This window comes from Arthrobacter sp. D2-10, assembly GCF_054161285.1.
Window position 1 is genome coordinate 128611 of sequence record NZ_CP096431.1, and the last position, 24539, is coordinate 153149.

The following is a 24539-nucleotide window of genomic DNA, read 5'->3' on the forward strand; positions in this document are numbered from 1 at the left end:
ATTGTCCAAGCGAATCGACGTCAAGGACCTGAACGTCTACTACAGCAAGTTCCTTGCGGTGGAAGATGTGAACATCAGCATCGAGGCACGCTCCGTCACTGCGTTCATCGGCCCGTCCGGTTGTGGCAAGTCGACGTTCCTGCGGACGCTGAACCGCATGCACGAGGTCATTCCCGGTGCTCGTGTCGAGGGTGAAGTTCTGCTCGACGGCGACAACCTGTATGACTCTGCAGTTGACCCGGTAACGGTGCGCAGCCAGGTGGGCATGGTCTTCCAGCGGCCCAACCCGTTCCCCACCATGTCAATCCGCGACAACGTGCTGGCCGGTGTGAAGCTGAACAACAAGCGGATCTCCAAGGCGGATGCCGACGCGCTGGTCGAGAAGTCCCTCCGCGGGGCCAACCTCTGGAATGAGGTCAAGGACCGCCTCGGCCGTCCGGGTTCCGGTCTGTCCGGCGGCCAGCAGCAGCGCCTGTGCATCGCTCGCGCCATCGCGGTCTCGCCCGAGGTCATTCTGATGGATGAGCCCTGCTCGGCGCTGGATCCTATCTCCACCCTTGCGATCGAGGACCTCATCAACGAGCTCAAGAGCGAGTACACGGTGGTCATCGTGACCCACAACATGCAGCAGGCGGCGCGGGTCTCCGACAAGACCGCTTTCTTCAACATCGCGGGCACCGGCAAGCCCGGCAAGCTCATCGAATACGGGGACACCACCAACATCTTCAATATGCCCTCCCAGAAGGCAACCGAGGACTACGTCTCCGGGCGGTTCGGATAGAACGAATCAGGTCGAAGACTGCGGGCGCTCAACACATCGTGTGGTGGGCGCCCGCAGGGCTTTCCAACCCTCAACCTTCGAGGCGGGCGAGCGGACGCCCAGCTAAAGCAACGGGCTGATTGCCAGATACAGGGTGGCGCCGAGCAGCGCGGCGACCGGCGCCGTCGTAATCCAGACAAGCAGCACCGTCCTGACCACGCGACGATGCACCGTGCTGTAGCGGTGGTTGGTGCCGGCGCCCACGATGGCAGAGGTCATCGTATGGGTGCTTGAAAGCGGCATATGGAAGCCGATAGCTCCGACGAAAAGCATCACCGCGCTGACGCCCTGGGCTGCCATGCCGTGAAGCGGGTCGATGCGCACAAGTCTGTGCGAAAGGGTGTGGGTGATCCGCCAGCCGCCCAGCAGGGACCCTGCAGCCAGCACGACGGCGGCGAACACCTGTACCCAGATCGGTACCGTGCTGCCCGTGTAGACTCCGGCTCCCACCATCGCCAGCACGATCACGACCATGGTCCTTTGACCGTCCTGCAGCCCGTGCCCCAGAGCAAAGGCCCCCGTCAGGACCGCCTGCGCCATGCGGTTGCCCTCGTTGACCTTGCGCGGGGAGTTGTTCCGCAGGAACCAGGTAGCGGGAAAAACCGCCAGGTAGGCCAGCAGGAAGGCTATGACCGGGGAGAGGAGCAGCGGCAGGCCGATTTCCAGGAGGAACACTCTTCCGGACCACGCGATCGACTGATCGCTCAGGAAGGCCGAGGCGAGGCCGGCACCCACCAGGCCGCCGAGGAGCGCGTGGGTCGACGACGACGGCTTTCCCCGGTACCAGGTGAATAGGCCCCAGGAGGATGCGGCGAGGAGCCCGGCGATGATGATGCCGAGCCCGGTCTGACCGCTGGGAAGGGCGATCCGGTCACCGGTGAACAGGTCGGCAAGGCTGACGCTCATCAAGGCACCGACGAGGTTGAACAGGGCGGCAAGGAGCACGGCCACCGTCGGCGTCAGTGCGCGGGTACGGACGGAGGTTGCAACGGAATTGGATACGTCGTGAAACCCGTTGATGAAGGCAAAACCTCCGGCGAGCACCACGGCTGTACCAAGGAGGAACAACTCCACCTACGATTCCTTCACGATGATCGCGCCGACGTGGGTGGCGACCTTGCGGATGTCCTTGGTGGCATCGATGAGTTGTTCCGCGACGTCCCGGTGCCGGGCGTAGACCAGCGGTTTATGGTCGTGCATCAGTTCCGAGCACCAGATCCGGTGGGTGCGCTCGGCGCGCTTGGAGAGGCGGACGATCTCGATCCAGTAATCTTCGAGCTCATCCAGGTCCGTGAGCTGCCGCATCGCTTCCGCAGTGAGCTCAGCCTGGCGGGTGATTACTTCGAGTTGCTCCGACGCCCTGCGGCTGAGCTTGCTGAGCCTATACAGAGCGATCAGCTCAGCAGCGCCGTCGAGCTTCTCCATTGCTTCACCCAGCAAACGCGAGATGGCGTACAGGTCTTCGCGCGGCAGCGGATTGATGAAGCTGGTGCGCATGGATGTCAGGAGCGCGAAGTGCATCTCGGTGGAGGTGCCCTCGGCCTGGTGCAGCTCCTCTGCTAGGGCGTCGTAATCCTCAGGCGGGGCACCAAGGATGCGGGACATGGTGCGAACGCCGATTACCAGTTGCTGAGCCATGCTGGAAAGTAGTTCCAGTCCTGCATTCTCCTGAGGGAAGAGGCGGAGCTTCACTAAAGTCACCTAGGGGTTGCACGGACGGTTGCCACCTAAGAATACCTGTGCCCCGGCATGGGTTTATCGGCGCGTACAGCCTGCCACGCGGACATAAAAGTGGCGCCGAACCGGGAGCGCCTCTCGGCGGAAGGCCGCTCGAAGCGGCTTAATGTTGAAGCCCGGGGGTTCCACGGTCCGACACCAGTTTCAGTCTGCTACTGACCCGCCCCCATGTCAACGCGGCGTCCGGGATTGTCAGTCGAGTTCGCCGCGACGCCAGGACGCGGCGGCGTGCTCAAGGTCTTCGGCGGTCTTGATCAGCTGGTGTGAGCTGCGGGTCAGCTTACTGGCGTGAGCGCCGTTGGAGGGCTCCGCGTCGTCCGCATGATTGGTCTGGCCAAGAGCAACTACCCGGCAGAATGCGGCAAAACGCTCGAGTGCCACATCAAACTCGCCGTCAAAAGCGCCGGAAAGAATGGTGTCCGCCATCTGTTGGACCTCATCGGCGCCCGGGGGCTCCGCAACTCCGGCGACAACCTTGGAGACCTGGGCAACTTCCTTGCCGGCCTTAAAGTAGGAGGCGATCCGCTCGGGATTCTGTTGCGTGGCTGCACGAAGTGCATAGAGCCGCCAAAGAGCTCCGGGTAGCGAGCGCGCGGGGCTCTCCGCCCACAGCTCGGCGATCGCCTCCAGGCCCTGTTGATCGGCCAGTTGCACCAGACGCTGCGTCACCTGCGGGTCATCGGCCTCCCGACCATGATGGACCAGGGCGTGCGCTGCAAGGTGGGCCGCCTCGGAAACCCTGGAGGGGTCAGCTCCTCCAGCAAAGATCTCGAAGTCTGCAGGCGCGAACGGCTTGGGTTTGTGATGCCGAGGGCTGTTGTTTATATATTCGCCGTCCATGGGTCGAGAATACTCCTGCGCCTATTGAGGGGCTAGGCACGCTGTGATCGTCGGCCCAGGCAGCCCGGAACACGGTTGCAACAACGCCCGATCGGGTGCGATAAAGTAGACACGTCGTCTGGGCTGACCGGGCGGTGTGGGCCTTTAGCTCAGTTGGTAGAGCATCGGACTTTTAATCCGTGGGTCGTGGGTTCGAGTCCCACAGGGCCCACCCTGAATATCGCAGCTCATCCCCGTCGCCTAGCGGCGGGGATGAGCCGGTTAAGTGTGCCCGTGATCCTCAGTCGGCTCCTTTCCTCCACAACCATTGACTCCCGCGCTGTGGAAGCCTGTACTGGAAGTGCAGCACCTTTCCAGTACAACGGCACGGTGGTGCCGAGAGGAAGCCCGATGCCCGCCCTCATGGCGATTCCCGCCCAGACGGTGCTCGCCGTCGTCGTGATTTGTGCGCTGACGGCGATGACAGCGCTGGCAGTGTCGCGCGGCCTGGCAGCGGATGAAGACCGCGACGGGGTTTTTTGGTACGGCTTCACCGGTGGTTTCGCCAGTCTCGGGGCAATCACCGGCGCCATGGTCCTCATCCCGGAGACCGCAGCGATGACCGGGCTGACCGGCGTGCTGGGGTTCGGGTTGGCTGCCGGCTGGTTGTGGCGCGGGGAGCAGGAGCGGGCGGCACGGCGTCGTCGTCGAAGCGCGGAAGAGGCAAGGACAGCGTTGCGGGCACGGCATGAATCTGTTGTGCAGCGGTGGGTGAGTTACGAATTGGACCCTGCCGTCGCCATCGACTTTCCGGGTATGACCGATTTGCGGCAGCCCGAGACGGCGCACCTGGTGCGCACCATGCGAAAAGCCGCGTTATTGCGCGAGAAGATAGACACAGACGACACCGCCGCACCGGCTTATGAGTCCGCCGTCGCCGAGCTGGAGGCGGCTTTCTTCGCTGCCGAGCGGGCCGCCGGTGCCCATTCGACCCCTCGCGGACGGGACGGTTAGGCTGTATCGGACAGTCCGGATTGAAGGGGGAGTCCCGTGGTTTCCGCACGTTCACCACGCCGCACGGCGTCCACCGTCCTCCTCGCGGGAGCGCTCGCCGTCGCCGCCCTGGGTATCTCAGTGCCGTCGGCGGTTGCCGGTCCGGACAAGCCCCGCGATGCCGAACAGCAACAGCGGCAGGCCCAGCAGACCGTTCGCTTCGCAACCTACAACGCGAGTCTCAACCGGTCCGCGGAGGGTGCCCTCGTCACGGACCTTCGCACCCGGGACAATGGGCAGGCGCAAAAAATCGCCGAGGTCATTCAGATCAATAACCCCGATGTGGTGCTGATCAATGAGTTCGACTACGACGCTGATCATCTGGCTGCGAACCTCTTCCGGACCAACTACCTTGAGGTCAGTCAGAACGGCAAGGCGCCGGTGCGCTACCCCTACATGTACACCGCGCCCTCCAACACCGGCGTCCCAAGCGGGATGGACCTCAACAACGACGGCATTGTGGGCGGCCCGGACGATGCGCTCGGATTCGGCCAGTTCGAGGGGCAGTACGGGATGGTGCTCTACTCGAAGTACCCCATCGATACGAAGAACGTTCGAACCTTCCAAAACTTTCTCTGGAAAGACATGCGCGGTGCACTCCTGCCCGATGACCCGGCCACAACCAGGTCCAACGACTGGTTCACCGACGATGAACTGGCGATCGTCAGGCTCTCCAGCAAATCCCACTGGGACGTTCCGGTCCTCGTTGGGGACTCGACGGTACACGTGCTTGCAAGCCATCCGACTCCTCCGGTCTTCGACACCGATGAAGACCGCAACGGCCGTCGAAACAGCGATGAGATCCGGTTCTGGGCGGACTACGTCCGCGGCGGCCTGCACGCCCGCTACATCTATGACGACGACGGCGGCAAAGGCGGACTTGATCGGCGCGCCAACTTCGTGGTGTTAGGCGATCTCAACAGTGATCCTGTAGACGGCGATTCCCGGCCGGGCTCGATCGGCCAGTTGCTTGCGTTGAAGGAAGTGCAGGATCCGAAGCCAGCCGCAGACGGTGCTGCTGAAGCATCGGTCCTGCAGGGACGGGTGAACCTGGAACACCGGGGAGACCCGGCCCTCGACACCGCAGATTTCGAGGACGCCGCGGCAGGCAACCTCCGCTCCGATTACGTTCTGCCCTCGAAGACGCTGAAGGTGCGCGGAGCAGGAATGTTCTGGCCGCGTGCCGGCACTCCGGGTTCGGAGCTGACGGGTGTCTTCCCGTTTCCGACGAGTGACCATCGACTGGTGTACGCGGACGTCGACGTCAGAAAGCACTAGCCGCAGCGGCGCAACGCTTCTACCTCTGCTGAGCACTGCCCCGCTGCCGGTCCCAGCGAACTGCGCTGAGCGCGCCGGCCGCAGCGAGCAGGATGCTGCCGCTGACAACGATCCCTCCGGCTGATTGGCTGATGATGAAGATCCACTGGGGGAACGGGCCGTTGACCGCGGTTTCATCCACCTGCAGGGGCGCGAAAACAGCCCAGAGGCCCAACGCCAGGAGCGCCGCACCGAGCAACCAGAGCGCGAGCAGGAACGGGTTGAACCGCCGGCCGGTCGACACAGCTGCGTCGTTGTGCGGAACACCTTCAGGGACCACTTCCACGACGTTCGCTCCAGCGTCGGGCGCCGGGGGAAGGTCAGGTTCCGCTGGGGCGTCCCGCCGCTGCTGCGGTGGTTCACCCGGGGACGCCCAGCGGCTGCCATGCGCGGTGGGCACGCCGGTGCCGCCGCGCTGATAAATGGGGCTGTAACGGCTGTCGATGTTCGGCGTATTCTCGCCCATTCTGCCTCCCTTGGCTGTCCGAAGAATCTACCGGTTCTGCAGCAGTGGAATATAAGTATGCGCCGGCTAGGCCGGCGAATACTGCTTAACCCTCTGGCCAAGGCCGGAAGCCTCGTGTACGTTGAAGCGCATGGGAACACTAATTTTCGAGTAAATCGTGCCGGTTGAGTGCGCTGAGCACTCATCGCATCACATCAACAGATTCGAAATAGACCGTGTTGAGGCTTTCGCCTCCAGGTTGTATCCCGCTCCCCCTACGCGTCGATCAAAGTGCTGATCAGGGCCTCGTGTCGTAGAGGTGACCTCGCGGAACCGGTAGCCAACAGCTGACGAAAACGCTGTTGCCCTGCCGTCTCCTGTAGGCCTGGCAGCCTGCGGTCTCAGTCACAATGAGGAGAGTCATGACCCAGCAAGACAACCAACAGCCCCTGAGCGTGCGCGTTACTGAAGCCGCGGCCAAGAAGCTCGTGGACGATCCGCGCGCCCGCGAGGCGCTTGCCAAAAAGAATCCAGCCTTCGGGGAGCTTGACAGTGCCCATAGCACCGGTCGGAGGAACAAATCCCTTCACGCCAGCGGCAAGCAGGGAAAGCCCGAGAAGAAGGTGCGCTGGTAACCCGGTAGGGGAGCGCACGCGTATGTGCCTTTAACGTGAGACTGGCTCCGCGTTCTGCGTATGGGGGAATCGCAGAATGGGGAGCCAGCTCTCCAACTATACTTCACAGTAGGGGTGGAAAGTCCAGCTGACTTCAATCCCGTCAATCTCAACGTGAAGGGCAACAATGACGGTCACAGCTAAAGCCTTTCAGCTGTGGCGCAACCAGATTGCCCCTGACGCAACGGTGTCAGATCTTTGCCGCAAGGCCGACATCAAGCGGTCTACCCTTGCCCAGCAGCTGGTGCGCGGGAAGGTCTCGGTGGAGACCGTCGTCAGCATTGCCCGCGCTTATGGCGTTCCTCCGGTGCAAGCGCTCAGTCAGTTCGACGGCTATTTTGATCTCGCAGATGGGATACTGCCGCCTACACCGGCGGAATACCTCAGCCAGGTCTCACCGATGGATCTGCTGAGGCTGATTCTCGGCCGCAGCGAAGATGCGGACTGTGTGGGCCGACCAGTGAGTTTCCGACTTGCGCCGCTCCCGCACCGGTACTCGGTCAGGACCTGGTTCGACGCCGTCGACCGTGGCGAACTGCGTCAGGCGCTGACGGCGCGAACAGGGATTGCACCCCAAAACCTTTCTGCCCAGCTCAGCGCCGGCAGATTGAGCACGCAGCTATGCGTGGAAGTTGCCCGTGTCTCCGGGGTTTCCCTTGCCAACGGCCTGGTGGTAACCGGGCTCCTCACTCCGGAAGAAGGGGGGTGGGCCGAGGATGGCCGTGAGCAGGTCCTGAGCTCCCTGCCCGATTCCGAACTCATCCTGATCGCGCGGGACAGATTGGACGGTCTGGGCAAAAGGTTGCGCAAGCAGGAGCAGGACAGCACACGCGACAAGGCGTTATGGGAGAACCTGGGATGAGCGTGGGAGTGGTTATCCAGTGGCTGGCCCTCGGACTGTGTCTGCTGTTCGCTGCCATAAGGCTGCCGGATGCCCTGCGGGGACGGGGCCGCAGTGTCTTTGCTGTGCTGGTCCTGCTGTGCGTCGCAGTGGCGCTGAGCCTGCCGCACATCTACCTCGCTGTTGACAGTCTGCTTGGCGGAGTCAATATCGCCAACCTGGTCATCAGGCTCAGCCTCTATGCCATCATGCTGCTGCTCGGCATGCGCGGTGCAGCCGCTTTCGGGTCTGAGCGCGCCCTTCGGCTGATCCGGGGCCCTCTCGGCGTGACGGCGCTTACCGTCACGGTGGTGGGCACGGTACTTCTCTTCGCACTCAGCGACCTGCCCGAGTCCTCGACAGGCCTGAGGGCCTATGCCGGCCAGACGTCAGTGCAGTGGTACGCCCATCTGGGACGGCTATACCCGGCCTACATCGGCGCCTGTCTCATAGGTTCTGCGGTTGCGCGGGCACGTGACACTTCCGCACTGCGCCTCCATCGGAGTGCCGCGGGATTGATGGCCGTCGGCTTCGCTATGGTGCTCGCGCACGCTACTCTCCAACTCACCGGCCTGCCCACCGGCGCGGCTGACCTTATCCTGCCGTTCGGCGCAATCGTCCTGGTGACCATGGGTCTCGCCATGATCTGGCTGTCAGGCAGACGCGCTACAAGCGGCAGAGCATCCAACTTCCTGGCGAGCGAGGACCGGAAGCTCTAGGGGACCCATTAGTCCTTTTGGATGATTTTTCGTCTTATAGAAGAAACACTATTCACGTTTTCATCAAGCTGTGTCAAAATTATGATTATGTAACTCCCGGCGACCGTGGGGGGTCCTCGGGTTACACAGCAATAGGTGCGTCCATTAGAACGGGTGGACGCACCTATTTTGCTTTAGGCACTTATATCGGCGCCCGAAGTCTCCCGCCTGCTAGGCGTCGTGATCCGTCTCGAGGATCCGCACCAATGAGTCCAGAGCCTCTTCAGCGCCGTCGTCCTCCGACCGGAGCACCACCACATCGCCGTGTTCGGCTCCGAGGCTCATCAGGGAAAGGATGCTCGACGCGTCCATGGCCTCGTCTGCCGGACTGCTTTCCAGCGCGATGGTCACCTCAACCGGGAGTTCACCCGCCGCCTCGGCGAAGATGGCGGCAGGACGAGCATGGAGCCCCACCCGGCTGGCTACGGTTGCTTTGCGTTCGATCATGATTTTCCTTCCGGTTGCGTTTGGTTGTGAGCCTACAGGCCCAGGGTTTGCAGAATCGGCAACGAGGCCTTTCGCGGCGGCCTTCAGCAGGGCTGTTTCCTCATCCACCGTGGGGTTGGACCACGGCCGCGAAAACGCTCAATGGTCCAACTCCTCGATGAAAGACTAGGCGGCGACCGGCTCGGGGGCCTCAGCTGGTTGCGGCTTACGTACAGCGAACCGCTTCAGGGCCACCACCGCGAGGGCCGAGACGACCATGCCTACGAGGATCGATAGAACAAACATAGCGACATTGCCGATCGCGAAGAATACGAAGATGCCGCCATGGGGTGCCTGGGAGGTCACACCGGTGCCCATGATCATTGCACCCGTGATGGCGGATCCCACCATCCCCGCCGGGATGACGCGCAGCGGATCGGCGGCCGCGAAAGGAATCGCTCCTTCGGAGATAAATGCCGATCCAAGGAGCCAGGCCGCCTTGCCGTTCTCGCGCTCGGCCAGGGAGAAACGACGGCGGTCGATCACCGTCGCCAGAGCCAGAGCCAGCGGCGGGACCATGCCTGCGGCCATGACTGCCGCCATGATCTGCCACGGTGCCTGGTTATCCACCGCTCCGGCGCCAAGTCCGGCAACCGCGAAGGCGTAGGCGACCTTGTTGATAGGCCCGCCGAGGTCCACCGCCATCATGAGTCCAAGGATGACGCCGAGGAGAACAGCCCCCGTGCCGGTGAGACCGGACAGCCAATCATTGAGCGCAACGGTGAGTCCGGCGATGGGCCCGCCGAGAATCAGGATCATGAGTCCGGAGGCCACAATCGAGGCGACCAACGGGATGATGACTACCGGCATCAGGCCGCGGAGCCAGCGCGGCACGGACAGTTTTCCGATCCTCATGGCAACGTAACCCGCGAGGAGACCGCCAACAATCGCGCCGAGGAAGCCGGCGCCCATGAATCCGGCAACTGCGCCGGCGACGAAGCCCGGTGCGATACCGGGACGATCGGCCAGAGCGTATGCGATGTACCCGGCAAGAGCGGGAACCAGGAAGCCCATGGACAGGGCACCGATCTTGAAGAGCACCGCACCCAGATAGGCACCCAGCGCTCCCTTTGCTGTTTCCGGGAACTCGGCTGGGAGGTTCCACAGGCTGTTGTTGACAACCATGTCGTCGGCGAAACCGGTGATGTCATAGCCGCCGAGGAAGAATCCGAGGGCGATCAGCAGACCGCCGCCGGCGACGAACGGGATCATGTAGCTCACGCCGGTAAGTAGCGCGCGCTTCAACTGTCCGCCGACACCCTCACGCGGCCCGTCGTCGTCGGCTCCCGGCATGGATGAGTCGGCGACTCGGCGGGCGTTCGGGTTATCCGCCGCCGCGAGCGCCTCATCCACCATGACGCCGGGCTCATCGATCCCGCGCTTGACGGGAGCGTTGATAACCGGCTTGCCGGCGAACCGGTGCTTGTCCCGGACATCGACGTCGACCGCGAAGATCACCGCATCTGCCGCTGCAATCACGGAAGGATCCAGGGGAGTCGATGCAGAGGATCCCTGGGTCTCAACCTGGAGGTCAACGCCCTTTTCCTTCGCCGCCGCCACCAGCGAGTCGGCCGCCATGTAAGTGTGGGCGATACCGGTGGGGCAAGCCGTTACAGCCACCAGGCGTTTGGTGCGGGCTGCTTCCGGAGGGGTGGCGGTGCCGGGGTCGGCTGCGGACGGGGTGACCGAGGTGGCGCCGCCCTCCTTCTTGGCAGGTGCCGTTTCGATTGCTTCCTCGACCAGCGCCACGATTTCCTGCTCAGAAGCAGCAGAGCGCAGCGACGCGGTGAAGTCCTTCTTGATCAGGGAACGGGCCAGCTTCGACAGCAGCTTGAGGTGCTGCTGGTCGGCGCCCTCGGGAGCGGCGATGAAGAACACGAGGTCTGCCGGTCCGTCCTTGGCGCCGAAGTCGACCTTCGGTTCGAGACGGGCCATGGCCAGAGTCGGCTCAAGGACGGAGGTGGATCGGCAGTGCGGAATGGCAATTCCACCGGGGATTCCGGTTGCCGTCTTTTCCTCGCGGGCCAGTGCATCAGCGAACAGCCCTTCCACCTGATCGGCGCGGCCCTGCGCCACCACAAGTTCAGCGAGCCGACGAATAACGTCGGCGCGGTCGTTGCCCAGGGACTTGTCGAGGACGACAAGTTCAGGCGTAATCATTGCGGACATGGGATTTCCTTCGGAGGTTATGGGTGGTTGGGGGAAGTAGCCGGAGTCAGAGCCCGGACCGTGACGGCGTCGGGCGTGGTCTGGTGCAGGGCGGGCACGGTCGACCCGGGCAGCGAGGCCGCCGCTGAACCGTGCGCGACTGCCTGGCGTAGGCAGTCGGGAGCGCTGGCGCCGCGGGTATGCGCCAGGAGATAGCCGGCAAGGGCGGAGTCACCCGCGCCGACAGTGGAAATTGCTGTGATTGGGGGGTGCTGTGCGTGCAAGGCGCCGTCGGGGGTTACCAGCAGCGCACCCTTGGATCCGAGCGTTGCCAGTACTGCGCGGACGCCGCGGGCAAGCAGGCGGGTTGCTGCCTCCACGGCGAGGTCCTGCTGGTCCTCCAGTTCGTCACCATGACCGATTCCGGTGAGCTGCGACAGTTCCTCGGCGTTGGGCTTGAGCAGGTCCGGAGCGGCATTTCCTTCTATCGCGGCGATGAGCGCCGCTTCGGATGCGTCAAGGGCGATCAGTGGTGCGCGGTTCCCGTGCCGGGTACGGACTGCCCGCACGGTTGCTGCATAGAAGTCCTGCTGCAGGCCCGGCGGAAGTGACCCTGCAAGAACCAGCCAGCGCGCGCCGTCGGACAAGTCCACCACCAGGTCGATGAGCGTGGCGGCTTCCTGCTCGCTCAACGCTGGACCGGGCTCGTTGATCTTGGTGGTGGTGCCGTCCGGTTCCGTGATGGTGACGTTGGAGCGCAGGGCCGCCCGAATCGGCAGGTTGCGGTAGGCGACACCTGCGGCGAGCAGGCCGGCAAGTACCGGATCACCGTCCTGACCCGGAAGGATCGCGAGGGCTTCGGTTCCACCTGCTGACAGTGCACGGCAGACGTTAACGCCCTTGCCTCCCGATTCCTGCCGGTTGGCCACTGCCCTTTGCACCGCACCGCGGGCGAGGGGAGCGGCCAACTCGATGGTGCGGTCAAGGCTGGGATTGGCCGTGAGCGTGATGATCATGCGACCACCAGCTCGACATCCGCGTCAGCCAGTGCTTCGCAGAGCGCAGCGTCCGGCTGGACGTCGGTGATGAGTGCGTCGATCTCGTTGAGACCGGCGAAGCCCACAAGGGTCTCCGCGTTCAGTTTCGATGCATCTGCCAGTACGACGACGCGGCGCGCCGATCGAACAATCGCCGCCTTCACGGAGGCCTCCTCTGGGTCTGGAGTGCTGAGCCCGAATTCCGGGTGCACACCGTTTGTGCCGATGAAAACGACATCCGGTCGGAAGCCGTTGTAACGCGCTACGGTGCCGCTTCCCACGCAGGCACTGGTAAGGCTGCGGACTCGCCCTCCGATGAACTCGAGCTGGAGGGACGAGCCGATGAGAGTGTGGGCGACAGGGACGGAGTGGGTGATGATCAGGAGCTGATCCGCCGCTTCCTGAACGAGGAGGGCTGCGAGGCTTCCGGTGGTGGTTCCGCCGTCCAGCACAATCGATCCCTCAGCTGGCACCATGGCCAGCGCAGCCTTGGCTATGCGGGCTTTCTCCGCCTGATTCCGACCTTCGCGGCTGGACAGGCTGAGCTCGCTGGTGCTGGCGTTGGTGGCCGGGACGGCACCTCCGTGTACGCGGCGGAGAATTCCGTCCTTTTCCAGAAGCGCGAGGTCCCGCCGGACGGTCTCCTTGGTGATGTTGAAGCGGGCGGCGAGTTGCGCCACGGTAACGCGGCCTTCGGACGCCACCAACGCGGCGATCCTGTTATAGCGTTCCTCGGCGAACACAGCGCCTCCTCGACTGGTGACCAGGGTCACAGGTATTTCTGTTTCAGTGACTCTATCTGTGTTTATGTTTGGATGTCAATGGAAAACGGAAGAAAAAGCAGATAGGGGGCCTGGCGGTCGTACACGTAGTCCTGTTCCCGGACGGGAGGTGTCGGCTTAAATGAAGAAGCCACCCGCGCCGAGAGGCAGGTGGCTTCTTCGCTGATCCGGGCCGCCGGCCCAGGTCGATTCGTGTAGGGGTTAGATCCCGCCGTCGCGGGTTTCATTGCGGGTGATCCGCTCACCGGTGTTCGGATCCTGCACAGTGCGCGATTCGCTCACTCGCTTCTGGTTGCGCGGCGCATTCATCAGGAGCGAGATGATGAGTCCCAGAACACCGACTCCCATGAGGATGTAGCCCACGAGGGTGAGGTCGATGAAGTTCACCAGATTGTCTGCAACGGCGAAGGCCAGGATTGCCCCGAGTGCAATCAGGACGATGGAGGAACCGATTCTCATACCAACTACTCCTTGATTTGACCCGCTTGGCAATTTTTCTGTTTGTTCGCTGCTTGTTGCAGCAGCAGAAGCGGGTGGCGAATAACACGCTATGTAATCAGCATACTGTCTTCTGGTTGGTGTGGCTCCGAGCATCGCGCAGAAATTGAACGAGCCCTTTTTCTGCGGATCAATCCTGCCCCCGGTGAAAGTTTTGATTACGGGGGGTTGCAATGCGGGCAGGCAGGAGTTTAATGGTTGCACCAGCAGGACCATAAGCTATTACTAAGCTCACTGATGAAGTAGGGTGGTGTGCAGTTGCACTTCGGTGCACGGTCGAAATCGACAAACAAGTTGCGTGGATAGAAGTTCGATTAAGGAGTACTTCATGAATTTCCTAGCATTTCTTCTTCTCGGTCTTATTGCAGGCGCCATCGCCAAACTGATTCTCCCTGGACGGCAGGGTGGCGGCTGGGTAATGACGCTTATTCTCGGCGTGATCGGCGCCCTGCTCGGAGGTTTCCTTGGCAACCTCCTCTTCAACGTCGGCGTGAACGAATTCTTCTCGCTTTCTTCATGGCTGCTGGCCATCGGTGGAGCGATCATCGTTCTCCTCGTGTACGGTGCCATCACCAAGAATCGCTCGCACGCATAATCTGGGCGACATCTACTAAAGCGCCCCGTCGGCCCCATCCGACGGGGCGTTTTGCATGGCTTTGCGAAGCCAACTAAGCCAGACTTGAACAACTCGACGGAAGGATCAGCAATGGCACCCTTCAACCCAGCGGGCAAATTCGCGAGTGGGGCAGTTTTCGATCGCCACGGCCGACCGAAGCCGGGTATCCAGCGTGCAGTGGAACGGGCTATCGACGTTCAGCGGCCGTTGGTGCTTGCAAACCTGCGGCGGCTACGCAAGAAAGACCCAACAGCTACCGCCGCCGAGTTGAACGCAAAACTGGAGCGGGACTACCTTGTCGCGATCACGACGGCGGGAGCGGCCGTCGGAGGTACCGCCGTCGTGCCGGCGATCGGCACCGTCGTTTCCCTGGGGCTTTCAGCCGCAGCCACGGTCGGCTTCCTGGAGGCAACAGCCCTCTACGCCCAATCAGTCGCGGAGCTTCACGGGATCTCCACCGATGATCCGGAACGCGCACGAACGCTCGTCATGGGCATCCTGATGGGCGAAGAGGGGTCAGCGCTGATACAGGCCACAATGGGTTCCTCAGCGGGCGGTGTAACGCGTCACTGGGGCAACGTGGTCGGTGGATCGATGTCTTCATCAGCGGTACGCGGAATCGGCGCGAGTATCCGCAAGCGGTTCATCCGGCGCATGCTGGCCCGTCAGGGCGGGGCACTGCTGGGACGTGCACTGCCATTCGGGGTGGGCGCTGCCGTGGGCGGAGCCGGCAACCACATGATGGGCCGTACGGTCATCAATGCCACGCGCGAAGCGTTCGGCCCTCCGCCCACCGTGATTCCCGGTGAACTGCTCACCGAACTCGAGAAGCTGCCTGCGGCGACAAAGGATTACGGCCACCCCTGAGTCCGGCGGAGGTCAGCCGAACAGCGCGTGAGCGATCGTGAAGATCGCCAGGCCTGCGAGTGAACCCACCACGGTGCCGTTGATTCGGATGAACTGAAGATCCTTACCTACCTGGAGTTCGATCTTCCGTGAGGTCTCCTCTGCATCCCAGCGTTCCACGGTCTCCGAAATGATTCCGGCAATGTCGCTGCGGTAAGTCCGTACGAGGTAGCCGGCGCCGTCGGAGATCCAGCGGTTGATCTTGCCCGCGAGCTCCTCGTCGGTGGTCAGCCGGCGTCCGAAATCCCGGACAGCTGACTTGAAGTTCCGGGTCAGTTCGCTGTCGGGGTCGTTCACCGCCTCGAGCAGCGCCGTCTTGACGGTCTTCCATGCCCGCGCAGCGACATCGTGAACACGTGGGTCATCCAGGATGCCGGCCTTGATCTCCTCGGCTTTCGCAATGACCGCCGGGTCATACTGCAGGTCCTGTGCCAGGTCCGTGAGGTACTTGTCGATCGAGAGCCGGACATCGTGCTGCGGATCGGCCTGGACGGCGCGCACGAACTTGAGAAACTCGGTATAGACCTTGTCGCCCACCAGCCCGTCCACGAAATGCGGAACCCAGGTGGGGGATCGTTGCGACACCACGCGCGAGACGACGTCGTAATTCGCGTCGACCCACTCGGCTGCGCGGTCCACCAGAAGGTCTACCAGCCGGTGGTGGTGACCTTCCTCGAAGATCCGGGCTGCCATCCGCCCAACCGGCGGGCCCCACGGTGGGTCCACCACGTGCTTGCGCACCATTGACTCGATGACCTGCTGGACGGCGTCGTCATCCAGCACCGTGAACGCGCCACGGATCAGTGCCGCGCCTTCCACTGCTACCCGGTCCGCACCCTCCGGGCGGGCGAGCCACGTGCCGGCGCGCTGCGCAACGTTGAGGGAGGTCAACTTCTGTTGGACAACGTCCTCGGCGAGGAAGTTTTCCTCCACAAACTGCCCGAGGGAGGCTCCGATCTGGTCCTTCTTGCGGGGGATGATCGCCGTGTGCGGAATCTTCAACCCCATGGGGTACTTGAACAGGGCTGTCACTGCAAACCAGTCGGCCAGCGCGCCCACCATGCCACCCTCGGCGGCCGCCCGGACATACTGCAGCCACGGGTACTGCTCCTGCAGCGCGAACGCGACCAGGAAGATCACCGCCATGACGCCAAGCAGGCCCGTTGCGACGGTCTTCATCCGCCTCAGTCCTGCTGCGCGCTCCGTATCGGTCAACGCAATGCTCACTTGGTCCTCCGCATCGGTGCTGAATTCCCCATCTCATCAGCCGCTCTTAGGTCAGTTCCTGCCGCATTCGCTAGCGTAAGGCCTGTGGCAGAACAACAAGGAGTGAAGCATCTGGTTTTCGCCCACCGGGGCGCCAGCAAGCAATACGCCGAACATACACGCGCCGCGTTCCTCCAGGCGCTCGCCGAGGGGACCGACGGCGTTGAATGCGATGTCCATCTCACAGAAGACCTGGAACTTGTTTGTATTCACGACCCCACGCTTGACCGGACGTCCAGCGGCACGGGTGATGTCGGTGACCACACGCTGCGGCAGTTGCGCGAACTGGATTTCGCGTCCTGGAAGGGCGCCAACATCCCGCCGCAGTACGGTGGCGTGGCGGATCAGTTGCTTACCCTCGAGGAGCTGATCGAACTTCTCCGCGGGGATGGCCGGGAGCTGGAACTAGCCATCGAACTGAAGCACCCAAGCCCCTTCGGGCTCAAGCTCGAGGAAAGGCTGATCGCCTTCCTGATGCGGGAGGGATACGATCCGGAGACCTCCCGGCTGGCTAACCTGCACATCTCCTTCATGAGCTTCAACCCGGACTCGGTGAGGCATCTTCTGGAACGGGTCCCGTCCGACGTCGTCTGCCAGCTGGTTGCCGATGTCCACCCCGAGGATGTGAGGGAGACCCTGGGGCCGCTTACAGCCGCCGCCGTCATGAATCTCCTGCGCCGTGCCCTCCATGAGGGAGAGCGGATCATCGCGAGCGGTGCAGTCGGGATCGCCGGGCCCGGTATCGAGTACGTGCGGGCGCACCCCGAGCGGGTAAAGCGGTGGCTCGCCGCGGGGCTGCGCGTGAGGGTGTGGACGGTGGACACGGACGACGACGTCGACTTCCTTCGCGAGCTCGGCGTCCAGGAGATCACCACGAACCGGCCCGCTCATGTCCTTCGCAGATTGAAGGGGGAGCCCACCACCGGGCGTTTGTGATTGAGTTAACGCATGGCTATGCCGATTGAGGACTATGCACTGATCTCCGACCTCCACACCGGGGCCCTGGTGTCCAGGGGTGGGAGCGTCGACTGGCTCTGCTACCCGAGGTTCGACTCGGCGTCGGTCTTTGCCGCTCTGCTGGGCAACGAGAACCACGGGAGATGGCTTATTGCTCCTGCCCATGACGCCGGGGTGGCGGAGCTTGTTGAGTGGAAGTACGTCGAGTCCACTTTTGTTCTCCAGTCCCGGTGGCGGACTGAGGCCGGAGAAGTGCTCGTAACCGATTTCATGCCCATGCACGACCGACGGGCGTCATTGGCGCGCCGTATCGAGGGCATCGCGGGCTCCGTGCCGATGCGTCAGGAGCTGGTGGTCCGGTTCGGTTACGGTGACGTCCTGCCGTGGGTGCGGCGAACCCATGAAGAAGGTGGTCCCGGGATCCTGGCGATGGCCGGTCCGGATGCACTGCTGTTGCGCGGCACCCATCTTCCCCACGCTGCTGACCACCGTCACGCGGGCGAGTTCACGGTCGAAGCCGGGGAGAAGGTCGACCTCGAGCTGGTCTGGTACCCCTCGCACCGGGAGCAGCCGACGCCCCTCGACTTCGACGTGACGCTCCAGTCAACCATCGACTACTGGCAGAACTGGGCGGAAAGCTGCGAGAAGCAGGGCGAATACGACGACATCGTCAAGCGCTCCCTTCTGGTTCTTCGGGCGCTGACTCATGAAGATACCGGCGGCATTGTGGCAGCACCCACCACTTCGCTGCCGGAAGCCTTCGGCGGCGAACGGAACTGGGACTATCGGTTCTGCTGGCTACGCGACGCAGCGCTGACCCTCGAGGCGATGATGACGCACGGCTATGAGGATGAGGCGTCCGGGTGGCGGAATTGGCTGCTGCGGGCCGTCGCCGGGGACCCGGAGGACCTGCAGATCATGTACAGCGTCTCCGGTGAGCGGCAGCTTCCGGAGAAGGTGCTCGGCCACCTGCCGGGCTACGCGGATTCCGCTCCCGTACGAATCGGCAACGGGGCTGTGAATCAATATCAGGCCGACGTCGTCGGTGAAGTGATGGTCGCCCTGGAGAAGCTGCGTGAGCGGGGTGTGAACGAGGATGAATTCTCGTGGCCCCTCCAGCACGCCCTGCTCGGTTTCCTCGAGAAGCACTTCGATTCGAAGGATCACGGCATCTGGGAAATGCGCGGCGAACCGGCCTACTTCACGCACTCCCGCGTGATGATGTGGGCTGCGTTTGACCGCGGTGCCCGCGCTGTACGGGAGTACGGGCTGAAGGGCGAGGCCGATCGCTGGGAGGAGCTGCGCGACACCCTCCGGCAGGAGATCCTGGCACAGGGTTACGACAGCCAGGTGAATTCCTTCACCCAGTACTACGGCACCACGCTTGTCGATGCGTCACTACTGCAGCTGCCGCAGGTCGGTTTCATCGACTACGACGATCCGATGATGTTGGGCACGGTGGCGCGGCTTGAGGAGCAGCTCCTGGATCGTCATGGGCTGCTGCTGCGGTACCGCACTGAATCGGCCATCGACGGTCTTGCCCCTGGGGAGCACCCCTTCCTCGCCTGCTCGTTCTGGCTCGTTGAGCAGTACGCGCACACGGGCCGTCTCGAGGATGCCAAGCGCCTCATGGATCAGCTGGTGGGCTACGCGAACGAACTCGGCCTGCTGTCTGAGGAGTACGACGCCGAGAACGCCCGGATGGCTGGAAACTTCCCCCAGGCGTTCTCGCATCTTGCGCTGGTGCGGGCCGCGGACGCGATCCACGCCGTTCAGACCGTCATGGTTTGAGAATCACCTTGATGCAGCCGTCCTGCTTCTTCTGGAAGATCTTGTAGGCGTTCGGTGCTTCCTCCAGCGACACCTCGTGTGTCTTGAGGTCCATCACGCCCAGCGGGTCCGAGGGGTCTTCGACGAGCGGCAGCAGCTCATCGGTCCATCGGCGTACGTTGCACTGGCCCATCCGGGTCTGGATCTGCTTGTCGAACATGGTCAGCAGTGGCATGGGGCTGGCGGTGCCGCCGTAGACGCCGCTGAGGGAGACCGTTCCGCCGCGTCGGACGGCGTCGATTGATGCATGGAGGACCGTCAGCCGATCTACGCCGGCGGTTTCTATGGCCTTTCTGGCGATGGGGTCCGGGAGCAGCCCCACTGCGTTCTGTGCGAAGGCCCCCAGCGGTGAGTTGTGGGCTTCCATGCCGACGGCGTCCACCACGGAGTCAGGTCCGCGGCCATTGGTCATCTCGCGGAGCACATCGCCGACCTCCTTGGTGAAGTCCACTGTCTCGATGCCGTGCCGCTCGGCCATTGCACGCCGCTCAGCGACCGGCTCCACGGCGATCACGCGGTAACCCAGATGCCGTGCGCTGCGGGCAACGAATTGACCGACGGGACCAAGTCCGAAAACGGCGAGGGTGCCGCCGTCGGGCACGTCCGCGTACTGCACCGCCTGCCAGGCGGTGGGAAGGATGTCCGAGAGGTACAGGTAACGCTCATCGGGGAGGTCATCGCCCACCTTGACGGGGCCGTAGTCGGCATGGGGAACCCGGAGGTATTCGGCCTGGCCGCCGGGAACGGAACCGTACAGCTCCGAGTAGCCGAAGATGCGCGCTCCCGTACCCTGATCGTGGTTCTGCGTGGTTTCGCACTGGGATTGCAGCCCGTTGTTGCACATCCAGCAGTGGCCGCAGGCAATGTTGAACGGGATGACGACGCGGTCGCCGGGCTTCAGGTTGGTGACGCTGCTCCCCACGGCTTCGACAATGCCCATCGGTTCGTGGCCCAGCACGTCCCCCTTTTTCATGTACGGGCCCAGAACTTCGTACAGATGGAGATCGGAGCCGCAGATGGCCGTCGAGGTAATCCGGACTATCGCGTCCGAGGGATCTTCGATTCGCGGGTCGGGAACTTCCTCGACGCTGACCGATCGTTTGCCCTGCCAGGTAAGTGCCTTCATCGATACTCCTCCACAGATTCGTAAGTATGCTGACCTTTCTCAGTATTGCCGCCATCGGACCCGAAGTGAAGCGAGGCCGGGGTTCCGCATAGGCTTGGCCGGTGGAGTTTTCGAAATCCCCGGCTGCGCGGGTTGGTCTGTCTATTGCCGTAGCGACGGGGCTCTACGGGGTGTCCTTTGGCGCCCTCTCGGTGGCGTCCGGGCTTGACCTCCTGCAGACGATGGCGCTGAGTCTCCTGTTGTTCAGCGGCGGCTCACAGTTCGCGTTCATTGGAGTGGTGGGTGGCGGCGGAAGCGGTGCGGCGGCCATGTCGGCGTCGGGGTTGCTGGGCATCCGCAACGCCGTCTATGGCATGCAGATGAACGCGATGCTCCGCCCGCGCCGCTGGCGCCGCTTCGCCGCGGCACAGGTCACCATCGACGAATCAACCGCAACCGCCACCGGGCAGAGCGATCCACTGGAGCAAAGCCGGGGCTTCTGGGTGGCCGGAATCGGCATCTACGTGCTGTGGAACGTGTTCACCCTGGTGGGCGCCTTGCTCGGAAACGCCCTCGGTGATCCGGCGCAATGGGGTCTCGACGGCGCTGCGGTGGCCGCCTTCCTCGGGTTGCTGTGGCCCCGGCTGAAGGCGCGGGAACCCGCGGCCATCGCCGTGGTCTGCGCCCTCGTCACCCTGCTGGCGGTTCCTTTCGTGCCGCCGGGCGTCCCCATTCTCGTGGCCGCACTCGTCGCCGGCCTGCTCGGCTGGTTCAGTTTCGGTCCCTCACGTGAAGGGCTCGAACCCGATGTCGAGCCGTATCCCTCGGAAGGGCGGCCGTGAACCTCTGGATCTGGATCCTTGTTGCCTGCTTGCTCAGCTACCTCACGAAGCTCGCCGGATACCTTGTGCCCGCGCGGCTGATGGAGAACCCGCGGATGACCCGCGTGGCAGGCACTCTGACCATCGGCCTGCTCGCCTCGCTGACGGCCGTCAACACCTTCTCGAGCGGTCAGGCTCTGGTGGTTGATGCGCGCCTCGCCGCGCTCCTGGCCGCCGCGGTGGCACTGTGGCTGCGGGCACCGTTCCTCGTCGTTGTGCTGGCCGGCGCCGCTGCGGCCGCGCTGGCGCGCTTCCTCGGTGCCGCCTGACGAGCGATTGAACAGCAGAACCTAAGCGGAGCCGACGACGGCGGCAGTCGCCTCTGCGATCGCCGCCTCTTCGTCTGTGGGCACCACCAACACCGGGAACGCCGATTCTTCGGTGCTGATCTCGCGTGGGGACCCGCCCGGCTTCTGGTTCTCGGCGTCGTCAATGAAGATGCCCAGCGCACTGAGTCGATTCACCACGCGCTCCCTGAACCGCCACGAGTTCTCTCCGATTCCGGCGGTGAAGACGAGCGCCTGCGCGCCGCCGACGGCAACGTGGTAGCCGCCGATGTACTTGGCGAGCCGGTAGGAAGCAATGTCGAGGGCGACCGTCCCGGCGTCGCCTGATTCCTCGACCGACCGCATGTCATTGTGGCCAGTGAGGCCCACGAGCCCTGACTCGCGGTTCAGGAGTCGATCGAGATCCTTCTCCGTATAGCCTTCGCGACTGAGGAACAGCAGGATGGACGGGTCGATGTCACCGGATCGGGTGCCCATGACCAGGCCCTCCAGAGGTGTGAAACCCATCGAGGTATCGATGCTGCGTCCACCCTGGACGGCCGTGATGGACGCACCGTTTCCCAGGTGCGCGATGATCCCGGTGAATTCCTGCGCCGGCAGGCCGAGCAGCCCGGCCGCGTGCCGTGTCACGTACTCGAAGGACGTGCCATGGAAGCCGTACCGACGGATGCCGAACTTCTTGTACAGGTCGTCGGGCACGGCATACCGCCACGCGTGTTCGGGCAGGGTGCGGTGGAAGGCGGTGTCGAAGACGGCGACCTGCTTCATGCTCGGCCACCGGTCGGCGATGGCGCGGATGCCCTGGACATTCGCGGGATTGTGTAGCGGGGCCAGCGGGTTGAGGCGTTCGATGGCGCGGATGATCTCGTTGGTGACCAGCACCGGCTCGCTGAAGCGCTCCCCGCCGTGGACCACACGGTGACCGACGGCGTCGATCGATCGGCCCTGCAGCGTTGATTCGAGTTCCTGTGTGACCCGATCGAGTGCTTCTGCGTGGTCTCTGGGCCCGCCATGGGCAGAATCCCCGATGCGCTCGATCAGTCCGTTGGCCAGACGCTCCCCGGTAGCGGAGTCCCGCACCTGGTACTTGAGTGAGGACGAGCCTGAGTTGATGACAAGGATGATCATTACGCCTCCTGGGATGTGGTGCCCTGTGCCTGGACGGCCGTTATGGCTACGGTGTTCACGATGTCTTCGATGGTGCAGCCCCGCGAGAGGTCGTTCACCGGCTTGCGCAGGCCCTGCAGAACCGGCCCGACGGCGACGGCACCGGCCGACTGCTGCACCGCCTTGTACGTGTTGTTGCCCGTATTCAAATCGGGAAATATGAAGACGGTTGCCTGCCCGGCGACCGTGGACCCGGGCAGCTTGGACTGCGCAATCGACGCGTCCACCGCGGCGTCGTACTGGATGGGTCCTTCAACGGGAAGGTCCGGCCGGATGGACCGCACCAACTCAGTTGCACGCCGGACCTCGTCCACGGCCCCGCCGTATCCGGATTCTCCCGTGGAGTAGGACAGCATGGCCACCCGCGGTTCAACTCCGAACTGGGCAGCGGTCTCCGCCGACGCAACGGCGATGTCAGCAAGCTGTTCCTCGGTGGGATCAGGATTGACCGCGCAGTCGCCGTACACCAGAACCCGATCCCGAAGGAGCATGAGGAACACTGAGGACACAATCTTCACGCCCTCCTTGGTCTTCACGAACTCCAGCGCCGGGCGGATGGTGTTGGCCGTCGTGTGCGCGGCGCCCGAGACCATGCCGTCCACATGGCCGAGCTGTACCATCATGGTCCCGAAGTAGGAGCCGTCGAGCATGCGTTCCCGGGCATCCTCGAGGGATACGTTCTTGTGTGAGCGCAGCCGCGCGTATTCCGCAGCGAACTCCTCACGCAGCTCGGAGGTGGCAGGATCGAGCAGGGTCAGGCCTGCGAGGTCGATGCCCTGACTCGCCGCGATCTCCCGGACCTGTGACTCCGAGCCGAGGATTGTCAGGTCGCAGACATCCCTGCGGCGCAGGATCTCCGCTGCGCGCAGGATCCGCTCGTCCGTGCCCTCGGGAAGGACAATGTGCTTGCGGTCGCTGCGCGCCTTCTCGATGAGCTCGTGCAGAAACCGCAGCGGGGTCATCTTCACCGGCCGCGGCAACTCCAGCCGTTCGAGCAGCTCCACCGCGTCCACCTGCCTGGACCATACGCCCAGCGCCGCTGCTGCCTTCCGGCGCAGGCCGGTCGCGATCTCGCCGCGCACCTCACTGACGCGTTTGGCGGCGGTGTAGGTGTCGTCGTCGACCGCGAACACCGGGAAGGTTGCGTGGGCAAGCAGGGCAAGGATATTGGGATCGGGCGTGAGGCCCCCGGTGAGGATCATGCCGGAAGGTACGGGGAACTCAGGCGAGAACGACGACGCCACCGTGGCCACCAGCACGTCCGCCCGGTCACCGGGCACAATTACGAGCGCGCCGTCCCGGAGCAGTTCGAGGAAGTGCCCTACATTCATGGCAGCGACGCGGATGGAGGAAACGTCCCGTTCAAGCGTGGCCCCACCGGCGATATGCCGGGCGTCAAGGGCGCTCGCGACCTCAGCCATGGTGGGCTGCGAGATTTCGCTCAGCTCGGGGATGACGTAGACCGGACGGCCCGACTTTCCGGGGCGTACCTGTTCCCGGATGGTGCCGACGGCGTCTTCCGCCGCGCGGTTCACCATCATGGCCAGCAGGGACACTTGCGCAGCGTCCAGCTCCCGCCGGGCGACGTCGACGGCGTCGGCAGCCTCGGCCGCGCTCATGTCCTTCGCGCTCACGACGGCGAGAACCATGGCGCCCAGATTGTTCGCCAACCGTGCGTTGAGGTCGAATTCAACCGCGGCGTCCTGCCCGCTCAGGTCGGTGCCCTCCACGATGATGACGTCGCAGGACTGCGCCATTTCGCTGTAGACCGCGACGCAGCGGGCATCGATCTCCTCGCGCTCACCTGCGACGAGCAGCGCCCGTGCTTCTGCGCGCGTCATGCCGCTCCGGGCGGTTCGCGCATCCAGCCCGAACGCACGGCGCATCAGGAGGACCATCGGATCGTCCGCGCCGTCCTCCGCTTCGGAGATCGGCCGGAGGAATCCGATGCGGTCAGCGTGCCCCTGCAGCATGCTGGCAAGACCCAGTGAAATGAGGGACTTTCCCGAGCCGGGAGCCATTGCGCTGACGTAAATTCCGCGGGTGGTCATTACTTCATCCTGCACGATC

Annotated in this window: 25 protein-coding genes and 1 tRNA gene; 13 read left to right on the forward strand and 13 right to left on the reverse strand. The window is 63.7% G+C overall.

The annotated features are described in order from the left end of the window. Position 1: 1 nt before the first annotated feature. Positions 2-781 carry a phosphate ABC transporter ATP-binding protein PstB gene (gene pstB, locus M1D74_RS00675; RefSeq protein WP_309070083.1) on the forward strand — a complete coding sequence of 260 codons (780 nt, stop codon included), beginning with the start codon at positions 2-4 and terminating at the stop codon, positions 779-781. Positions 782-883: 102 nt separating this feature from the next. On the opposite strand, the gene M1D74_RS00680 is transcribed toward pstB, so the two are convergent. From M1D74_RS00680 to M1D74_RS00690, 3 genes are all read right to left on the reverse strand, one after another. Beyond that, positions 884-1894: an inorganic phosphate transporter gene (locus M1D74_RS00680; RefSeq protein WP_309070082.1), complete on the reverse strand. Its 1011-nt coding sequence runs from the start codon at positions 1892-1894 to the stop codon at positions 884-886. Further along, positions 1895-2512 carry a DUF47 domain-containing protein gene (locus M1D74_RS00685; RefSeq protein ID WP_309070081.1) on the reverse strand — a complete coding sequence of 206 codons (618 nt, stop codon included), beginning with the start codon at positions 2510-2512 and terminating at the stop codon, positions 1895-1897. Positions 2513-2749: 237 nt separating this feature from the next. Then, positions 2750-3397, reverse strand: coding sequence for a hypothetical protein (locus M1D74_RS00690; RefSeq protein WP_458116155.1), 648 nt, complete (start codon positions 3395-3397; stop codon positions 2750-2752). A gap of 138 nt (positions 3398-3535) precedes the next feature. Here M1D74_RS00690 and M1D74_RS00695 point away from each other — a divergent pair. The 3 genes from M1D74_RS00695 to M1D74_RS00705 all read left to right on the forward strand — a co-directional run bounded on the left by M1D74_RS00695 (position 3536) and on the right by M1D74_RS00705 (position 5707). Continuing rightward, positions 3536-3608, forward strand: a tRNA-Lys gene (locus M1D74_RS00695). A 179-nt stretch (positions 3609-3787) separates the two neighbouring features. Then, complete coding sequence (locus M1D74_RS00700; RefSeq protein ID WP_309070079.1) at positions 3788-4390, forward strand: hypothetical protein; 603 nt, start codon at positions 3788-3790, stop codon at positions 4388-4390. A gap of 36 nt (positions 4391-4426) precedes the next feature. Beyond that, on the forward strand, positions 4427-5707 hold the full coding sequence (locus M1D74_RS00705) for an endonuclease/exonuclease/phosphatase family protein (RefSeq protein WP_458116156.1): 1281 nt from the start codon (positions 4427-4429) through the stop codon (positions 5705-5707). A 19-nt stretch (positions 5708-5726) separates the two neighbouring features. Here M1D74_RS00705 and M1D74_RS00710 read toward each other — a convergent pair whose 3' ends face one another. Next, a complete protein-coding gene (locus M1D74_RS00710) occupies positions 5727-6212 on the reverse strand; it encodes a hypothetical protein (RefSeq protein WP_458116157.1) in 486 nt (161 codons plus the stop codon). A gap of 401 nt (positions 6213-6613) precedes the next feature. Here M1D74_RS00710 and M1D74_RS00715 point away from each other — a divergent pair, with 401 nt between their 5' ends. The 3 genes from M1D74_RS00715 to M1D74_RS00725 all read left to right on the forward strand — a co-directional run bounded on the left by M1D74_RS00715 (position 6614) and on the right by M1D74_RS00725 (position 8464). Beyond that, complete coding sequence (locus M1D74_RS00715; RefSeq protein ID WP_458116158.1) at positions 6614-6826, forward strand: hypothetical protein; 213 nt, start codon at positions 6614-6616, stop codon at positions 6824-6826. 166 nt (positions 6827-6992) lie between these two features. Further along, on the forward strand, positions 6993-7727 hold the full coding sequence (locus M1D74_RS00720; RefSeq protein ID WP_458116159.1) for a helix-turn-helix domain-containing protein: 735 nt from the start codon (positions 6993-6995) through the stop codon (positions 7725-7727). Further along, positions 7724-8464, forward strand: coding sequence for a hypothetical protein (locus M1D74_RS00725; protein WP_458116160.1), 741 nt, complete (start codon positions 7724-7726; stop codon positions 8462-8464). The genes M1D74_RS00720 and M1D74_RS00725 overlap by 4 nt, the downstream gene beginning before the upstream one ends. A gap of 210 nt (positions 8465-8674) precedes the next feature. On the opposite strand, the gene M1D74_RS00730 is transcribed toward M1D74_RS00725, so the two are convergent. From M1D74_RS00730 to M1D74_RS00750, 5 genes are all read right to left on the reverse strand, one after another. After that, positions 8675-8950, reverse strand: a complete 276-nt coding sequence (locus tag M1D74_RS00730; protein WP_458116161.1) for an HPr family phosphocarrier protein — start codon at positions 8948-8950, stop codon at positions 8675-8677. A 165-nt stretch (positions 8951-9115) separates the two neighbouring features. Then, a complete protein-coding gene (locus M1D74_RS00735) occupies positions 9116-11158 on the reverse strand; it encodes a PTS fructose transporter subunit IIABC (RefSeq protein ID WP_458116162.1) in 2043 nt (680 codons plus the stop codon). A gap of 17 nt (positions 11159-11175) precedes the next feature. Then, complete coding sequence (locus M1D74_RS00740; protein WP_458116163.1) at positions 11176-12153, reverse strand: 1-phosphofructokinase family hexose kinase; 978 nt, start codon at positions 12151-12153, stop codon at positions 11176-11178. After that, positions 12150-12917, reverse strand: coding sequence for a DeoR/GlpR family DNA-binding transcription regulator (locus M1D74_RS00745; RefSeq protein ID WP_309070070.1), 768 nt, complete (start codon positions 12915-12917; stop codon positions 12150-12152). Before M1D74_RS00745 ends, M1D74_RS00740 begins: the two co-directional genes overlap by 4 nt. A 240-nt stretch (positions 12918-13157) precedes the next feature. Next, positions 13158-13415, reverse strand: coding sequence for a DUF6458 family protein (locus M1D74_RS00750; RefSeq protein WP_204533555.1), 258 nt, complete (start codon positions 13413-13415; stop codon positions 13158-13160). A gap of 367 nt (positions 13416-13782) precedes the next feature. On the opposite strand from M1D74_RS00750, the gene M1D74_RS00755 reads away from it, so the two are divergent. Beyond that, the gene (locus M1D74_RS00755; protein WP_309070069.1) at positions 13783-14049 is read left to right on the forward strand and encodes a GlsB/YeaQ/YmgE family stress response membrane protein; all 267 of its coding nucleotides are present in this window, start codon (positions 13783-13785) and stop codon (positions 14047-14049) included. A gap of 111 nt (positions 14050-14160) precedes the next feature. Next, a complete protein-coding gene (locus tag M1D74_RS00760) occupies positions 14161-14937 on the forward strand; it encodes a hypothetical protein (RefSeq protein ID WP_309070068.1) in 777 nt (258 codons plus the stop codon). Between the two features lie 12 nt (positions 14938-14949). Here M1D74_RS00760 and M1D74_RS00765 read toward each other — a convergent pair whose 3' ends face one another. Next, positions 14950-16155 (reverse strand): DUF445 domain-containing protein, encoded by a 1206-nt coding sequence (locus tag M1D74_RS00765; protein WP_458117212.1) that lies wholly within the window; start codon positions 16153-16155, stop codon positions 14950-14952. A gap of 132 nt (positions 16156-16287) precedes the next feature. Here M1D74_RS00765 and M1D74_RS00770 point away from each other — a divergent pair, with 132 nt between their 5' ends. Together M1D74_RS00770 and M1D74_RS00775 are read left to right on the forward strand one after the other, a co-directional pair. Then, positions 16288-17178, forward strand: a complete 891-nt coding sequence (locus M1D74_RS00770; protein WP_309070067.1) for a glycerophosphodiester phosphodiesterase family protein — start codon at positions 16288-16290, stop codon at positions 17176-17178. Between the two features lie 12 nt (positions 17179-17190). After that, positions 17191-18990 carry a glycoside hydrolase family 15 protein gene (locus tag M1D74_RS00775; RefSeq protein ID WP_309070066.1) on the forward strand — a complete coding sequence of 600 codons (1800 nt, stop codon included), beginning with the start codon at positions 17191-17193 and terminating at the stop codon, positions 18988-18990. On the opposite strand, the gene M1D74_RS00780 is transcribed toward M1D74_RS00775, so the two are convergent. Further along, positions 18980-20155 carry a zinc-dependent alcohol dehydrogenase gene (locus M1D74_RS00780; RefSeq protein ID WP_458116164.1) on the reverse strand — a complete coding sequence of 392 codons (1176 nt, stop codon included), beginning with the start codon at positions 20153-20155 and terminating at the stop codon, positions 18980-18982. The genes M1D74_RS00775 and M1D74_RS00780 overlap by 11 nt on opposite strands. A 101-nt stretch (positions 20156-20256) precedes the next feature. On the opposite strand from M1D74_RS00780, the gene M1D74_RS00785 reads away from it, so the two are divergent. Both M1D74_RS00785 and M1D74_RS00790 read left to right on the forward strand, forming a co-directional pair. Next, positions 20257-20976, forward strand: a complete 720-nt coding sequence (locus M1D74_RS00785) for an AzlC family ABC transporter permease (protein WP_309070064.1) — start codon at positions 20257-20259, stop codon at positions 20974-20976. Then, positions 20973-21284, forward strand: coding sequence for an AzlD domain-containing protein (locus tag M1D74_RS00790; protein ID WP_309070063.1), 312 nt, complete (start codon positions 20973-20975; stop codon positions 21282-21284). The genes M1D74_RS00785 and M1D74_RS00790 overlap by 4 nt, the downstream gene beginning before the upstream one ends. A 21-nt stretch (positions 21285-21305) precedes the next feature. On the opposite strand, the gene M1D74_RS00795 is transcribed toward M1D74_RS00790, so the two are convergent. Continuing rightward, positions 21306-22430, reverse strand: a complete 1125-nt coding sequence (locus tag M1D74_RS00795; RefSeq protein ID WP_309123640.1) for an acetate/propionate family kinase — start codon at positions 22428-22430, stop codon at positions 21306-21308. After that, positions 22430-24520, reverse strand: coding sequence for a phosphate acetyltransferase (pta, locus tag M1D74_RS00800; protein ID WP_309070061.1), 2091 nt, complete (start codon positions 24518-24520; stop codon positions 22430-22432). Before pta ends, M1D74_RS00795 begins: the two co-directional genes overlap by 1 nt. Positions 24521-24539: the final 19 nt, after the last annotated feature.

Excerpts from the sequence above, each read along its gene's own strand:
- M1D74_RS00720 (WP_458116159.1), top strand. The coding sequence starts at position 6,993 with ATGACGGTCACAGCTAAAGCCTTTCAGCTGTGGCGCAACCAGATTGCC.
- M1D74_RS00740 (WP_458116163.1), bottom strand. The coding sequence starts at position 12,153 with ATGATCATCACGCTCACGGCCAATCCCAGCCTTGACCGCACCATCGAG.
- M1D74_RS00765 (WP_458117212.1), bottom strand. The coding sequence starts at position 16,155 with ATGAAGACCGTCGCAACGGGCCTGCTTGGCGTCATGGCGGTGATCTTC.
- M1D74_RS00715 (WP_458116158.1), top strand. The coding sequence starts at position 6,614 with ATGACCCAGCAAGACAACCAACAGCCCCTGAGCGTGCGCGTTACTGAA.
- pta (WP_309070061.1), bottom strand. The coding sequence starts at position 24,520 with ATGACCACCCGCGGAATTTACGTCAGCGCAATGGCTCCCGGCTCGGGA.
- M1D74_RS00735 (WP_458116162.1), bottom strand. The coding sequence starts at position 11,158 with ATGTCCGCAATGATTACGCCTGAACTTGTCGTCCTCGACAAGTCCCTG.
- M1D74_RS00730 (WP_458116161.1), bottom strand. The coding sequence starts at position 8,950 with ATGATCGAACGCAAAGCAACCGTAGCCAGCCGGGTGGGGCTCCATGCT.
- M1D74_RS00780 (WP_458116164.1), bottom strand. The coding sequence starts at position 20,155 with ATGAAGGCACTTACCTGGCAGGGCAAACGATCGGTCAGCGTCGAGGAA.
- M1D74_RS00775 (WP_309070066.1), top strand. The coding sequence starts at position 17,191 with ATGGCTATGCCGATTGAGGACTATGCACTGATCTCCGACCTCCACACC.
- M1D74_RS00750 (WP_204533555.1), bottom strand. The coding sequence starts at position 13,415 with ATGAGAATCGGTTCCTCCATCGTCCTGATTGCACTCGGGGCAATCCTG.
- M1D74_RS00725 (WP_458116160.1), top strand. The coding sequence starts at position 7,724 with ATGAGCGTGGGAGTGGTTATCCAGTGGCTGGCCCTCGGACTGTGTCTG.
- M1D74_RS00690 (WP_458116155.1), bottom strand. The coding sequence starts at position 3,397 with ATGGACGGCGAATATATAAACAACAGCCCTCGGCATCACAAACCCAAG.
- M1D74_RS00755 (WP_309070069.1), top strand. The coding sequence starts at position 13,783 with ATGAATTTCCTAGCATTTCTTCTTCTCGGTCTTATTGCAGGCGCCATC.
- M1D74_RS00795 (WP_309123640.1), bottom strand. The coding sequence starts at position 22,430 with ATGATCATCCTTGTCATCAACTCAGGCTCGTCCTCACTCAAGTACCAG.
- M1D74_RS00700 (WP_309070079.1), top strand. The coding sequence starts at position 3,788 with ATGCCCGCCCTCATGGCGATTCCCGCCCAGACGGTGCTCGCCGTCGTC.
- M1D74_RS00760 (WP_309070068.1), top strand. The coding sequence starts at position 14,161 with ATGGCACCCTTCAACCCAGCGGGCAAATTCGCGAGTGGGGCAGTTTTC.
- M1D74_RS00710 (WP_458116157.1), bottom strand. The coding sequence starts at position 6,212 with ATGGGCGAGAATACGCCGAACATCGACAGCCGTTACAGCCCCATTTAT.